This window comes from Paenibacillus kribbensis (assembly GCF_001705305.1).
GTDB lineage: Bacteria > Bacillota > Bacilli > Paenibacillales > Paenibacillaceae > Paenibacillus > Paenibacillus kribbensis_B.
In genome coordinates this window covers 279,855-294,229 of sequence record NZ_MCBP01000002.1, presented here as the reverse complement: position 1 = coordinate 294,229, position 14,375 = coordinate 279,855, and the positions used below count along the sequence as shown (strand labels likewise).

General features: G+C 48.9%; 13 protein-coding genes and 1 pseudogene. 12 read left to right on the top strand and 2 right to left on the bottom strand.

The genetic code is table 11. The annotated features are described in order from the left end of the window. The first annotated feature begins 188 nt into the window (after positions 1 to 188). On the top strand, positions 189 to 3,161 hold the full coding sequence (locus BAZ21_RS04575) for a glycoside hydrolase family 3 C-terminal domain-containing protein (protein ID WP_068498016.1): 2,973 nt from the start codon (positions 189 to 191) through the stop codon (positions 3,159 to 3,161). Between the two features lie 91 nt (positions 3,162 to 3,252). Then, positions 3,253 to 3,750 (top strand): RrF2 family transcriptional regulator, encoded by a 498-nt coding sequence (locus BAZ21_RS04570; RefSeq protein ID WP_068497526.1) that lies wholly within the window; start codon positions 3,253 to 3,255, stop codon positions 3,748 to 3,750. A gap of 93 nt (positions 3,751 to 3,843) precedes the next feature. Here the strand turns inward: BAZ21_RS04570 and BAZ21_RS04565 are convergent, their stop codons facing one another. After that, complete coding sequence (locus BAZ21_RS04565) at positions 3,844 to 4,938, bottom strand: GGDEF domain-containing protein (RefSeq protein ID WP_068497525.1); 1,095 nt, start codon at positions 4,936 to 4,938, stop codon at positions 3,844 to 3,846. 390 nt (positions 4,939 to 5,328) lie between these two features. Between BAZ21_RS04565 and BAZ21_RS04560 the strand changes: the two genes are divergently transcribed. From BAZ21_RS04560 to BAZ21_RS04535, 6 genes are all read left to right on the top strand, one after another. Next, the gene (locus BAZ21_RS04560) at positions 5,329 to 5,724 is read left to right on the top strand and encodes a Fur family transcriptional regulator (protein WP_007432866.1); all 396 of its coding nucleotides are present in this window, start codon (positions 5,329 to 5,331) and stop codon (positions 5,722 to 5,724) included. Next, positions 5,700 to 6,539 carry a response regulator transcription factor gene (locus BAZ21_RS04555; protein ID WP_068497524.1) on the top strand — a complete coding sequence of 280 codons (840 nt, stop codon included), beginning with the start codon at positions 5,700 to 5,702 and terminating at the stop codon, positions 6,537 to 6,539. Before BAZ21_RS04560 ends, BAZ21_RS04555 begins: the two co-directional genes overlap by 25 nt. A 146-nt stretch (positions 6,540 to 6,685) precedes the next feature. Further along, positions 6,686 to 7,099: a BlaI/MecI/CopY family transcriptional regulator gene (locus BAZ21_RS04550; RefSeq protein ID WP_068497523.1), complete on the top strand. Its 414-nt coding sequence runs from the start codon at positions 6,686 to 6,688 to the stop codon at positions 7,097 to 7,099. A 3-nt stretch (positions 7,100 to 7,102) separates the two neighbouring features. Then, a complete protein-coding gene (locus BAZ21_RS04545) occupies positions 7,103 to 7,963 on the top strand; it encodes a M56 family metallopeptidase (protein WP_068497522.1) in 861 nt (286 codons plus the stop codon). A 124-nt stretch (positions 7,964 to 8,087) separates the two neighbouring features. Further along, a complete protein-coding gene (locus BAZ21_RS04540) occupies positions 8,088 to 8,495 on the top strand; it encodes a DoxX family protein (protein ID WP_068497521.1) in 408 nt (135 codons plus the stop codon). Positions 8,496 to 8,648: 153 nt separating this feature from the next. Then, positions 8,649 to 10,634, top strand: coding sequence for a methyl-accepting chemotaxis protein (locus BAZ21_RS04535; protein WP_068497520.1), 1,986 nt, complete (start codon positions 8,649 to 8,651; stop codon positions 10,632 to 10,634). Positions 10,635 to 10,729: 95 nt separating this feature from the next. Here BAZ21_RS04535 and BAZ21_RS04530 read toward each other — a convergent pair whose 3' ends face one another. Next, a complete protein-coding gene (locus BAZ21_RS04530) occupies positions 10,730 to 11,710 on the bottom strand; it encodes a DMT family transporter (protein WP_176718096.1) in 981 nt (326 codons plus the stop codon). Positions 11,711 to 11,889: 179 nt separating this feature from the next. On the opposite strand from BAZ21_RS04530, the gene BAZ21_RS04525 reads away from it, so the two are divergent. The 4 genes and pseudogenes from BAZ21_RS04525 to BAZ21_RS30360 all read left to right on the top strand — a co-directional run. Further along, positions 11,890 to 12,747 (top strand): LysR family transcriptional regulator, encoded by an 858-nt coding sequence (locus BAZ21_RS04525; protein ID WP_068497514.1) that lies wholly within the window; start codon positions 11,890 to 11,892, stop codon positions 12,745 to 12,747. 71 nt (positions 12,748 to 12,818) lie between these two features. Continuing rightward, on the top strand, positions 12,819 to 13,532 hold the full coding sequence (locus BAZ21_RS04520; RefSeq protein ID WP_068497512.1) for a pirin family protein: 714 nt from the start codon (positions 12,819 to 12,821) through the stop codon (positions 13,530 to 13,532). 15 nt (positions 13,533 to 13,547) lie between these two features. After that, positions 13,548 to 13,883: a hypothetical protein gene (locus BAZ21_RS04515; RefSeq protein ID WP_068497511.1), complete on the top strand. Its 336-nt coding sequence runs from the start codon at positions 13,548 to 13,550 to the stop codon at positions 13,881 to 13,883. A 222-nt stretch (positions 13,884 to 14,105) separates the two neighbouring features. Further along, positions 14,106 to 14,269, top strand: a pseudogene (locus BAZ21_RS30360) (SPRY domain-containing protein); the annotation flags it as partial. Between the last annotated feature and the right edge of the window lie 106 nt (positions 14,270 to 14,375).

Here is a 14,375-nt window from a genome sequence, read left to right as displayed (position 1 = left end):
TATTTTTAGCTTTGGATATTGCAGGAAAAAAACTTTTTTTTGTTTTTTTTGCTATGACAGCTCTTTCAACCAATATTAGGAGGATTTCGATATTGTTGCCGGGCCTCTTCTTTTTCGCTATGATATATTAAAACGCTTTCATAACGGCCTTTTACAACATTTTAGTTGGAGACGGGGAGATGACGGATATGAGTCATGAAACAGCGGATATCGAATATTTATTTCAAGATCCGAAGATTCATCTGGATGAGCGTGTACGAGATTTAGTGTCCCGGCTAACCTTGGAGGAAAAGATTGAATCCATGCTGCAATATCAGCCTGCCATTGATCGTTTGGGGGTCGCGGCGTACAAGCACGGTACAGAAGCGGCACACGGTATAGCCTGGTTAGGGGAGGCGACTTCATTTCCTCAGCCCGTGGGATTGGCGTGTACATGGGATGCGGAATTGATGCGGCAAATTGGCTCTGTGATTGCAGACGAGGCGCGTGTCTATTACCGCCGTGATCCGAAATTAAACGGCCTGACCCTGTGGGCACCTACGGTGGATATGGAGCGTGACCCAAGATGGGGACGGAACGAGGAGGCTTATGGCGAGGACCCGTATTTGACAGGGGAGCTATCGAAGGAGCTAGTTAAGGGAATACAGGGCGATCATCCGGTCTATTTGAAGGCGGTCGCGACGTTAAAGCATTTCCTGGGCAACAATAATGAAGTAGATCGGGGAATCGGCTCTTCCAGCATAGATCCGCGGAACCTGAGAGAATATTATCTGAGAGCCTTCGAGAAGCCTTTTACGGAAGGTGGAGCCCAGTCCATGATGACCTCCTATAACCTGATTAATGGAACGCCTGCGACGTTATATCATGGGGTTAACGATATTGTCAGGGGCGAATGGGGGATGGACGGCTTTGTCGTTAGTGATGCGGGTGATGTCATGGGGATTGCCAACGACCATCAGTATTATGACTCTCATACACCGGGTGTGGCCGAATCCATTCGAGCGGGAATTGACAGTATAACGGATGAAGCGGAGCTTTCCAAGCAGGCGATCCGTGAGGCGTTGGCGCAAGGAACGCTGGAGGAGGCAGATCTGGATCGGGCACTATTCCATACGTTCCGTGTTCGTTTCCGTTTGGGAGAGTTTGATCCGGTGACAGACAATCCCTATGCCCGGATCGGGGAAGAGCATCTAATGACAGAGCAAGCCCGTGAATTGTCGCTGCGTGCGGCAAGGGAGCAGGTCGTGCTGCTCAAAAATGAGCGCTCGTTCTTGCCGCTGGACCCTGCGCAATGCGGCAAAGTAGCCGTGATTGGTACGCTCGGCAATGAGGTGTACCGCGACTGGTATTCCGGCACACTGCCTTATCGGAGTACACCTCTGGAAGCGATTCGCGCCAAGCTGGAAAGCGAGGACACGAAGGAACGCGTCGTGTACCGCGATGCCAAGGATCGCGTGACCTTTACGGCGGCGAGCGACGGGGCGAAGCTTATAGTCGAGCCTTCCGGCGAGATACGGCTGTCCCCTGATGGTGAGCCAACGGTATTGACCATGACGGATTGGGGCTATGGAAGCGTGACGTTGACCGATGAGCGTCTGGGTACCTATATGACGAGCGATGAAGAAACGCTTCGCGTGACAGCTGAAGAGGCCTATGGCTGGTATGTAAAAGAAGTCTTCGGACTAACCCCTGTTGAAACAGGAGAGCGTCTGTGGACGACCTGGAACGGCAAGCCTGTGGTTGCAGGGGCGGAGGGCTCATTAAAGGTAGTGGAGACCACAAGTTCCGTTCCCAACACTGTAGCAGGTAACGCCTCGACAGTCTCAGCAGCCTCAGGCCAGGGTCATGCGACGTTCCAGGTAGAAACGGTGTCGGATGGTTTGGCGGAAGCGATAGCCGCTGCGCAAGCGGCAGATACAGCGATTGTATTCGTTGGCAATCACCCGCTTATTAACGGCAAGGAGGAGAATGACCGCCCCGGCTTGGAGCTGGCAGCTTCCCAGCAGCGGCTCATCGAGGAGGTGTACCGTGTCAATCCGAATACGATTGTAGTTTTGACAGGCAGCTACCCGTTTGCCATTCCCTGGATTCAGGAGCATATCCCTGCGATCGTATACACGTCTCATGCGGGTCAAGAGCATGGCACGGCAGTAGCCGATGTACTATTCGGTGATTATGCGCCCGCGGGTCGTTTGAACATGACATGGTACCAGAGCGAGGAGCAATTAGGCGACATCAAAGATTATGATATTATTCGTGGCGGCCGTACCTATCAGTATTTTGAAGGTGAACCCTTGTACGCGTTCGGTCACGGGTTGACATATTCGCCTTTTGAATATAGCGAGCTGCGCACAGATGCCCAAGTGCCTGGTGCAAGCGCATTGGCGGCTAGAGAGGACGGGGCGGGGAATGTAAGCTCCATTGCTGCACTGGATGCCACGGATACCCTTCAGGTGTGGGTGGATGTGACCCATCGGGGCGTAGCTGCCGGTGAGGAGGTTGTACAGCTATATGTACGGCCTGGAGCTTCGCGGGTCAAGCGGCCGTTGAAGACCTTGTGCGGATTTCAACGTGTCCGCTTAGAGCCGGGGGAGACGCGAACGATTGCTTTTACGATTCGAGTGAAGGATTGGGCGATCTGGGATGTTACACGGGATCGCTATTGCGTTGAAGCTGGCGAATACACCCTGCTGGCAGGTGCTTCTTCAGCGGATATCCGGCTGGAGTGTCCTGTGAACGTTCGAGGCGAAGTCATTCCGCCCCGTCAAGCCGGATGGAGCATTCGTGCTGAGAACTTTGATGATTGTGCCAATATCCTGCTGGATGAAAGCAAGGAGCAAAAGGAAGCCTGTGTACGTCCGTATTCATCTCAGCATCCTGGCTGGATCGCTTTTCACGGCGTGGAATGGGGGGCGGCGAGCACGGCTGAATTTCAATGCCGCGTGTCAGGCAATAGCAGCGATGCAGTTATTGAGCTTCGTTTGGATACGCCGGACAGCGAAGCAGTGGCCCGTATGAACGTGGGCAATACAGGAGGAGCGCAGGCATGGATGACGCTCGCCGAAGCGCTGTGTCCAATCTCGGGCGTACATGATGTGTACCTGAGGTTGAGTGGGGAGGTGCGATTAAGTCATTTTATTTTGGACGCTTGTTTGTACTAAAGGGGATTCTGGTCCGCAGGCTTGAACTTACTTCTGACTTCACGTACAATGCATTCATCGAAGTTTCTACAGCTTAGGGGTGTCATTTCATTTGAATAGTGAAAAAAGACTACGCACCGCAACGCCCAGATGGCTTGGGGTGGCGGTAAAGGCGCTTGTCTATTTGGAAAAGCATGGAGAGCTCTGTGCCAGCGGATCGATTGCTCGCTCCATTGACTGCGAAGTAACCCTGGTACGCAGGGTGCTGACGCGACTTGTACAGGCAGAATTAATCGCAGCACGCGAGGGCCGTGAGGGAGGCTATGTGCTGACCCGTTCGGCAGACCATATTACACTTGCGGATATATATCACGCCATTGAAATAGGTGATCCGATTTTCCCGGGTATGATGCATGAACCGGAGACGAACCCTTTTTGTGGGGAACTGGCGATCGCTGTATCTGAAATTTTGGCCGAGAGCGAACGCCGTATGCTGGAGGTATGGGAGTCTCATACACTAGCTTCGCTCGCCCAGCGTACAACACTCATAGTGGGCAGCTGCAGCCATAATGAAGGCAAGGATAACGAGGCATCTTCCAAAAGGGAATAGCACATTTTTATTCAAAATGATAATAGCCGATACAACTCTCCAAAAGAGGATTATATCGGCTATTGGTGTTGGGGGCGTATGCCCCTAACTAAACTATATTTCATACGAGCAAATCCGGTTACGCCCTGCATGTTTAGCTTCGTATAATGCTTTATCCGCCTGCTCCAGCAGAGCCGCCCCGGATATATCTCCCCCGGTATCAGGAAAGGTTGTCACGCCGATGGACACGGTGACTTTAAGAGCAGGGCTGTCCGCTAGCACAAACTCGTACTGATTCACGCCACTAAGAATCTGATTCGCTATGCGCAGTGCTTGCCGAAAAGAACAATTCGGCAAGAGCACGGTGAATTCCTCTCCCCCGCTGCGGGTGACTATGTCATTAGAGCGGCATTTGTCAATCAAAATCTGTCCAAGCTGGCGCAGCACGGCATCTCCCGCAGCATGACCATAGGTATCGTTCACTTCCTTGAAGTGATCAATATCCAGCACCAGTACAGATAGGTGCTCGTGACGTTGACGAGCCCGGGGAAGCTGTTCTTCCAGTGAAGATTCAAGCTGCCTTCTGTTGCTTAAATTGGTGAGATGGTCTGTATAGGAGGTGTGCTCCAGACGAAGCAGTAGCTCATTGGAGGTATTGATAGACTCAGCAATGATATATACAAGGAACCCGCCTGCCATGGAAATCACGAAATGGAGCGGATAAACGTGCAGGACATCATCTATATTATTATTCAAATTAATCATGAAAGGACAGAAGATAACGCCCAAAGCGAAAACATTCATAATGATCAGCTTAGATAAACGGGACCAGGACAGATGTGACAGTAAAGCGCAACCCAGGCCCACGAGCATCATAAAAAAAGCCCCAACCATGGCCTGTGTGGTGACACCAAACAGCAATAATCTGCCTAAGCATATAAATAGGGTAGCCAGGAGCGCTGCCGGACCGCCAATGTAAGTCGCGGTAGCCACAATGGCCAGATGGCGAAGATCGGCAATCGTATTAAAACCAACGTGGAACGAATAGTACATTAAGACAATGCCATAGCAACCAAAAAGAGCACCTCCAATCCAATGTACCTTATACTTTAAGGTGTGTAGACGGATTTTATATCTTTGTGATATGAGGCCGGTTATATACAAAAAGGTAACAAGGATACAGGTATTTACAAAGAAGGTACTGAACAAGATGCTAACCACTCCCGAGAGGCATATTCCTTCATTTTATCAAAAAAAACTGACATTAGGCTTGAAAATGAAGAATTTATTGAAATTTATTACGCCGATGTGACTTATAACGTTTCGCCCTTACATTTAGTGCATAACTGGAAATAGATTGAGCATACTCCAAATATACAATAATTAGGAAAAATTAAACCTCTTCGCGTTCTTTAAAGATCGAAGCTGATCTGGAAAGCAACTTGAATAAAATTATTTACATGTAACCATGCTGGGTACGAATTATCCGATCCTATTGACTTGAAATAAATTAAGATTTATACTTATTCTAAATTAAATTGTTATTGTGATTACTAGTTGAGAATAAATATAATCTAGAACAGTTAAGGGAGATGCGGTATGAGAACCTTAAATTTAACCTCGCAGCGCCAAGCGGTGTACGATGTGGTTCGTGAGGCCCATGATCATCCTACTGCGGCCGATGTTATGAATCGGTTAATGGAGCGCGGATATAATCTGGCCTATGGAACGGTATATAATTCGCTGCGTTATTTAACAGATAAGGAATTAATCCGCGAGCTGAAACTAGGGGAAGCTGCCAGTCGTTATGACGGACGGATGGACGATCATCAGCATATTATTTGTCAGGTATGCGGACGGGTAGATGAAGTGATGAGCGAGGTTCCAGACGATTGGACCGAGACGGTTGCGCATGAAACGGGATATGCCATTGCCCATGCCCATGTCGTATTCGGAGGAGTGTGTAAGGAATGCCAAAGCAAGCGAATCAAATAACGAATCGTTTCAAAGCAGCTGAGATGCCCAGACGGGTGAAGGGTAACTGGACAACGATGTTACCCGCTCCCTCTGCGCCTGCGTTGCAGACGGCTCCTTCCAATGAGCCGTTGTACTGCCCAACCACACGTCGCCTCGTTCTGATCAGCTCGGTTCCGGGTGTAGTTCATGGCTTGGTACGCACATTGTCAGACGCATGCTTTGATGTGATGGTGTTTCATCGCTGGGAGCCGGAAGTGCAGCGTCATTTGGGAAGTGATCTGTTGATTTACGATTTGACTGCTGCCGATACACGTAGTGAGCTGCTGGATTTCCGCAATCGTCTTGCGGCAGAGCATATGAAAGACACCCCCGTCATGTATGTGGTTCAGGATCGGTCGGCTGTACGAGCGCATGAACTGCTTCCTTCTGAAGAGGTTCTGGTATGGCCGCTGGCTTCCAATCACATGGTGCATGATATCGAACGGATGATTGTACGTCATCCGGCAGCTTCCCGTCAGGCAGGGGAGGCCAGCCGTCGCACGGTGTTCAAGGATATTTGGATTGACCGTGATAAAATGCTAGTATACAAAGAAGAAAAACAATTGAGTTTGACCAAAACAGAATACGATTTGCTGTTGAAACTGATTGATGCTCAAGGCAAAGTGATCTCCCGTGAGCAAATGATGCACGATATCTGGGAGACGGATTTTGTAGGTGGCAGCAACGTTGTGGACGTGCATGTCAAAAGCTTGCGCAAGAAGCTGGATGACCGACCTGCCGAGCCTGAATATATTGCGACGGTAAGAGGCGTAGGCTACAGATTGGCAGATTGAACTGAAGGTCATCAAAGCTGATGAATTTCCGCCGGATGGAGGCATTCGGCGGAGATATATGAATTCCTTGAGGAAACTGACACTAGGTGAGACAGTTGACTTTATCAGGGTACATACACTACAATCGGTAGTGTGAGGTGCTTCTTATGAAACGACTGAATTTTAAAGCTGGCGAAACTGGACTTAACCGTTTTTTCGGACCTCTGGAAGCCAAAATCATGGATATTTTATGGTCCACTTCGGATCGGAGTATCAAAGAAGTGCAGACCGCGTTGGAGGGGGACCGTGACTTTAACTTCAATACGGTGATGACCGTTATGAACCGTTTGGTGGAAAAGGGAATACTGAGTAAGAGTATCCGCGGAAGAACGTCTTTATATCGCCCGGTACTAAGCAGGGAAGAGTTCATGGATGAACAATCCAAGGAGCTGAGTCACGAATTGGTGGATGAATTTGGTCCACTTGCTGTCAATCATATGATTGATGCGCTGGAGATGGCTGATCCCGTGCTGATCGAACGTCTGGAACAAAAAATTAAACAATGGAAAAAGGATATGTAGACGATGTGGAAAACACGTTCTAAATTACTGTTTACAGCAGGCGCCTTGATTTCGGGTTTCGCCCTTATACAGATGGGTATGTACGCCGGGCAGCATGTTTTCGGCTGGACATTGAATTTTAACGTGTTTCAAATTTGCAGAAGTCTGTTGCAAAATTACGGAATCGGCTACATGGTGGATGCGCTTAGCGGGCTCGTCTTTCTTACCTTCGGCATCGCCGGGTGCGAAGCGGTCCGACAGTGTATGGCCACGAGGGCAGCTTTCCGCAGACTGTACCGAATGCGTGACCTGCCGCTGACGGAGGCATTGGGTGAACGATATCGTGAACTCGGAGCTGACCGGATTTGGGTCATAGATTATGCCAAGCCTGCCGCCTTCACCATGGGGTTATGGAAGCCGCGCATTGTATTATCTTCCGCATTGTTGTCCGTACTGGACAAACACGAGGAGGAGGCTGTCATATACCATGAAGCGCATCATATGAAACATTATGATCCATTGAAGACATGGCTGCTGCAAATGTGTGCCACACTGCTGTTCTACTTGCCGGTGCTGCGTCATATTACCAACCATTATAAGATAGCCCGTGAAATTTTGGCCGACAATGAAGCAATTAATCGAGCCGGTTCACCGGTTGGGATTGGAAGCGCACTGCTCAAGCTTCTGAGTATGACGCCTGCCAAGACCCGCCTGGTAAACTCCGCCGCTTGTTCCTCTTTTGCAGAAACGTCCATTAACTATCGTATCTCACGTATTCTAGACCCTCAGCAAGAGCCGATCATTCCAATGCCTTGGCGTTCGATTATGTTTTCCAGCTATGTGCTAGTGATGCTGACGCTTATGTTTGCACTGGCGTTAATGTAGCTTGGCAAGATATATCCTAATGGGTGGCGCTTTACGCGCTACCTACCGATTATTGATATGTAATACACTACACATTGTAGTGCTGATTACCTAATCTGTACACAACCTAAAAGGAGATGAGCATATGAATCAAACACTTACGAATATTGGATTACTGTTGGTACGAATCTTTACAGGGGTCATTTTCATTGTTCACGGTTCACAAAAATTTCAAGGATTGGACGGAACCTCCGGCTTCTTCCAAAGTATCGGACTTCCTGGTTGGTTGGCTCCTGTGGTCGCTACGGTTGAGCTGGTTGGCGGTATTGCACTGGTCCTGGGTATTGGAACACGACTTGCCGGAGCAGCATTGACCATCGTGATGATCGGTGTATTGCTGACTGCTAAAAAAGGACAGCCTTTTGGCTCGATTGAATTTGATCTGCTGGTTCTGTTCACTAGTCTTCAGCAAACACTTGTTGGTGGACGTTTTTTGTCGATAGATCAGTTGTTTGGTCGTAAAAAGTCTGGAAGCAGCAACGTGCAGGTCTAAATTATCATATGAACCGCGCCCTTGGTCTCAGGGCGCGGTTTTTTATTTTGCCCATTTGTGAAATATAGCTGTAAATTATTTGCTGCATTCGACCGATATAACTTCCATGAGTGTAATTCAAAACATAGCTTTTCAAGTAAAGGGGAAAAATACATGGAAAAGATGCGAAAGAGAACGACCATTTGGACACTCAGAAACAAGCTGATTTTAGGTTTTTTGCTTGTTTTGTTGATTCCGAGCTTAAGTATATCTATCGCGACTTATAATTCATCGTTTAATGCTATGGAGAAGCAGCTCTACAGTAGTGCAAATCAGGGGGTAGCGACGGCTAACTCGGTAATTGAATATTCACTTGCCAGTAAAATCAAAGATGTGGGTTATTTGGCTAAGGGACTTGACAGCTCCATGATTGATGGCCGAAACAGCCCGTTGATTCAGCCCAAGCTGATCCAATACATAGGCCTGCACGAAGATGCGACCGATATTTTTGTCGGTACTCCAGATGGCTTGATGATTCGGGGGGTGCCTAAAGAGGACGAAGGTACATATGATCCCCGTAAGCGGGACTGGTATATCGAAGCGATGAAGCAGCCTGGTAAAGTGGCAATTACCCCTGTCGTAGTTAATTCATCGGGTACTCCTGTTGTCGTCATATCTCAAACGCTCTCCGACCAGTCCGGAGTTATCGGGGTCTCTCTGAATCTGGAAAGTGTACGTAAACTGGCTTCCATCAAAGTGGGGCAAGAGGGATATATCATTATTTTGGATCATACGAAAAAATTTGTGGTCCACCCTACGGCTAAGCCGGGTACATCTCTTGATGCAAGCTTTATTAATGATATGTATGCTGCGCAGAGCGGGCAGTATACATATGTATATGAAGGCCAAGAGAAGTACCTGAACTATGTAACGAATAAGGAAACTGGCTGGAAAATTGCGGGAACCTTCTATCAATCCGAAATTAGCGATGCTACCGCTGCCATGCGTTACGTAACCATTTTCGTGCTGGCAGCCTCGTTGGTGATTGCACTTATTGCGATTTTCCTGATTACCCGTTCCGTTCTGGTGCCGATCCGCAAGCTGCAAAAATCGGCAGAGCAGATCAGTGAAGGAGATTTGACAGGCGATTTGGAAACAGGAAAAACCGATGAGGTGGGTCAGTTGTCTTCCCACTTCCAATCGATGGTGGATAGCTTGCGCACGATGATTCGAAGCGTACACGAAACCACAGATCGGGTAAGCTCTTCGGCAGAGGAATTGGCTTCGGGGGCCGATCAGACGACCCAAGCCATTGAGCATGTCACCATAGCTATTCAGGAAGTAGCAGTGGGCAGTGAGCGTCAGGCCCAGAGTGTCAAACATGGCTCTGTAAGCATGGAAGAGCTTGCTCAGCAGGTAACGAACGTATCCGAGCGTATGGTGGGCGTATCTGAACAGGTAAAAAGTAACGCAGAGTCCGCACAAGCAGGCAGCAAGGCAGCTACGCGAGCTGTACAGAAGATGCATGATATCGACGAGACCGTTAACGATCTCGGACATGCGATGGATTCCCTGAGTGAACGCTCCAGCGAAATTGAGAATATCATCAGCGTCATATCCGGTATTGCCAAGCAAACGAACCTCCTGGCGCTAAATGCATCCATTGAGGCGGCACGCGCTGGCGATCATGGCAAAGGCTTTGCTGTGGTTGCTACGGAGGTACGCAAGCTGGCCGAGGAATCTGCCAAATCGGCGACCTTGATTTCAGAGCGTATTGAGGCCATGCAAATGGATATGGAACATGCTTTGACGGCTATGCGCCAAGCGCGAACACGGGTTACAGAAGGCATTGATTCAGTAAGCACGTCTGAGCAGTCTTTTGCGGAAATCAGCCAGGCTGTGGAACTAGCGACGGAGCATATCAATGATATTACCGGAGTGACACAGGAAATGGCCCGGGGTGCGGCAGGTGTCGTGAGTATTATGAGCGATATTTCCCATATTTCGAACGAGGCAGCGGGCAACACCGAGTCGATCTCAGCCGCAGCTGAACAGCAGCTTGCTTCTATCGAGGAAATTGCTTCTTCCTCAGCGGATCTGAGCCAAATGGCTGAGGAACTGCGTGAGCTGGTTGGACGCTTCCGGGTCGGAGAAAAATAATAAACGATAAAAGCGCACGGATACAGGAGTTTATTCTCCTTGTCCATGCGCTTTTATGCTTTTTGCCACAATTTATGGCTCATATAGATTAGGTACTATCTTTGGAATAATTTGCGTCGATCCAAGCGGAAACGGATACGGCTTGGAGTGCTGGAGGTGCGTAGAGTATTTCTTTGAACCATATTGTTCAGCACCAGTGCGAAGATGACCAGCAATGTCCCGTATAGCTCGAATTGGCTGATGGCATAGCCTTGGAAGTACATGAGCACCAGCGTAGTAATCGGTACAAAGTTAATAAACAGAATCCCGTTCAACGGAGACAGCTTTCGGATTCCGGCATTCCAGCTCAGCAAGGCTGCAAGTCCTGGAAGCAGAATCATAAAGCTCATTTCGTATTTGACTGACCACACATCCTGCCAGTCCGGCACTGTAATCCAATGGAAGGCAGAGGAAACAATGACCACGACGAAGGAAACAAAAGTTCCGAGCAGGCAGGTTAAGGTCGAATAGCGAAGAGTGGACCAGCCTGCAAAGTGGCTGCCTCCCATGGAATACACGACCCATCCGACGACTCCTGCAAAAATGAGCAGCAGCGGCAGCAAATGCTGCCCGGCAAGCGTGAAGAAGGTCCATTTTCCGTTCGTAATCACAAGTATTGCCCCAGCCAATGCGATCACCATACTGATCAGCGTATATTTCGGAGGCATTTTACGGGTCAGGGTCCATATCATCGCAATCGAGATCATCGGCATCAGAACTTCCATAATAGAAGCTACAATGGTGCCAGCTGCCCCCATCCAGTGTTGTCCCTGGAATACAGCCATATTGTAGATGGTAAATCCCATCGTACCGAAGAAAAGCAATTTCTTGCCCCCGCCCTCAAAGCGAAAGGCAGCCCGTCCCTCTTTGAGCCATAACAGCACGATCAGGATAAGCGTAACTGAGAAATAACGTAAAAACGAGAAATACAGCGGATTGACTTGTTGTAAGGCAATGTGCGAAACCGGAAACATGGCGCCCCAGGACATGCTGGCGATCAGACACAATAAAGATCCGGTCATGATTTGTCTATTCATGGTGAAAAAAAGCTCCTCCTTGCCGGCCTCAGCGGACATATCTTATGGACACATCATAAAGGATGGGAAGCTGATGGTAAAATGATTGAAAATAAACATTATGATCATTTAAAATGATCATAAGTGACAAGGCGCGTCAATTCTGGCGGTCTTGCCCTTCACATTAAGGGGGAGCAGTAGTGGACTTGAACGATTTAAACATTTTCCAGACCGTAGCTGCTCATGGCAGTGTCAGCAAGGCGGCAGCCGAGCTTAGCTACGTTCAGTCCAATGTGACGGCTAGAATCAAGCTGCTGGAAAAGGAACTGCAAACGCCTTTATTTTATAGACATAAGCGGGGCATGATCCTCAATGCGGAGGGAAAGCGTCTGCTACAATATACGAAGAGCATTTTGTCGCAATTTGAGGAGATGAAGCATGCGTTTCAGAGCACCTCTGCACCTTCGGGGGTACTGGAGATCGGCATTGTGGAGACGGTGGTTGCATTACCTTCGATTTTGCATGCTTACTACAGCCACTACCCGGATGTTGAGTTGTCGCTCAAGGCCGGGGTTACAGAGCATCTGGTGCAGGAGGTTGCAGAAATGAGGCTGGATGGAGCCTTTGTGACCGGACCAGTGAAGCATCCCCTCATCGAACAGTTTGATGTCTTTCAGGAAAAGCTGGTTCTCGTTTCCCAGGGAGACGACTTTTCCGTAGAGGATATTACAACCCGCCCGCTTCTTTTATATAAAAAAGGGTGCGGGTACCGGGAGCGGCTGGAAACCTGGCTCAGGATGGAGGGGATTATTCCCAAGCAGATTATGGAGTTTGGGACGTTTGAGACGATTGTTGGCAGTGTGGCGGCTGGTATTGGAATGACCGTGTTCCCCGAGTCTTCGATCAGCGGGCTGAAGGCCCAGGGACATGTGCATTGTCATGCGCTGCCAGAGCCGTACAATGAAGTGACAACGGTATTTATCCGTCGTAAGGAGGCCTATGTTACCAGCACCTTGCAGTCCTTTATCGATGAAATTATCGCTCAGATTCAGGCGTAGCTTTATCGCTTGGGCTCGGGTACAATTGAGAAGGATTTGATCTCATTTTTTCTTCCTGAAGGAGGGCTATTATGTTCACAATATTTCCGGCTGCATCCCGATTCAGCTTCGATAAGGGCTGGCTGCGGGGGAGTCACAGCTTTTCATTCGCGGAGTATCAGGATGAGAGTAATACAGCGTTTGGCCCTATGCGCGTCTGTAATGACGATGTCATCGCACCTGGAAGAGGCTTTGGGGCGCATCCGCACAGTGACATGGAGATTGTCTCCATCGTGCTCTATGGAGAGCTGCGTCATGAAGACAACCGTGGACATGAGGCGGTGACCCGTTTTGGAGGCATTCAGCGGATGTCAGCGGGCCGCGGTATCGTCCATACCGAGCACAACGCTTCGCAAGCGGAGGATGTCAGTTTGCTGCAATTGTGGTTTAGCCCGCACACGAGAGGGCTGGAGCCATCATATGAGGCTACAGCGTTCAACCCTGAGCGATTGCACGGCCAGCTTTTGCCTGTCGTTGCCGGGAATCATGTTCCAGGCACGGAGGGTGAAATAGCTGCCATCCATCAGGATTTGACGATTTATTTAAGCAAGCTTCAGGCTGGAGAGCGTCTGGAATTCACACAGGCTGAGGGAAGACGTGTGTTCTTGTTCATCATCGAAGGCTCACTTCGTGTGAACGGTGAACATATTCTGCAAGGGCGTGATTCGGCTCGGATTGAGCAGGAGCCGAAGCTGTTGCTGGAGGCACAGGAGCCTGTGTTTTATATGCTGATAGATTTACCTTAAGAGGGGGTGTGCGCCATGGCGCAGCAGGAAACTTGGCTGATCAAGCATGCCGTCACGGGTCGTAGCTTTGCTGATAGCCGCAAGCAGGTATTCGATTGCCGTCTGGAAACGACGGATGGCCTCTTTTGCTTCACACTTCAAGAGCTGCCGCGTGAGACGGCAGAGGCAATTGTGCGTTATAGCGGAGAGCTGAACGTATTTTGTTTTGTAACGCCGGAGGATAAATCCATCGTGAAGCATTGGTATTACGTAACCCCGGAAAGCGTGAAATATAATGATCAGACAGGTGAGCTTACGCTCGAAGCTGATTCTAAGATTGAATATCACCCCGAGGAGTATTGGGGAGATTAACACTATTTTATATTGAATTTTTGACATGGCTGTCCAGTAAGGTGCGAATGTGAAGCTCACATAAAAACCCCGGGTTCTTCGCACCTCGAAATTTGTCAAAAAGGGCTTGGAAAGGGTGTTGGCGATAAAGGTCGACGCTTGATCCAGCCCTTTTCGGTGTCGTTTATTACGGGAATGTGAGAGATTGATACCATTGGGGTATGAATCATCCTATTTTCGCTGGATAGTTCCTCACAACCAACTGGTGACCGTGCCATTCTGACTGTAACAATGGACGACGGATTCGATAAAGAAATAACAAAGGATCTTTCAGCAACCGTAAGGGCCATGTGATCTTCAATAAAATACTGACATTTAAAGTGAGCGAGTATCCAACTAAACAGTAAGAAGGACTTCATATCAGCCACGTGCTAATGAAGTCCTTCTTTACATTTACTTAAACCTCGATAATTATACCTAGACTGTTGCGCTGTACATTACACTGTTCTAGAT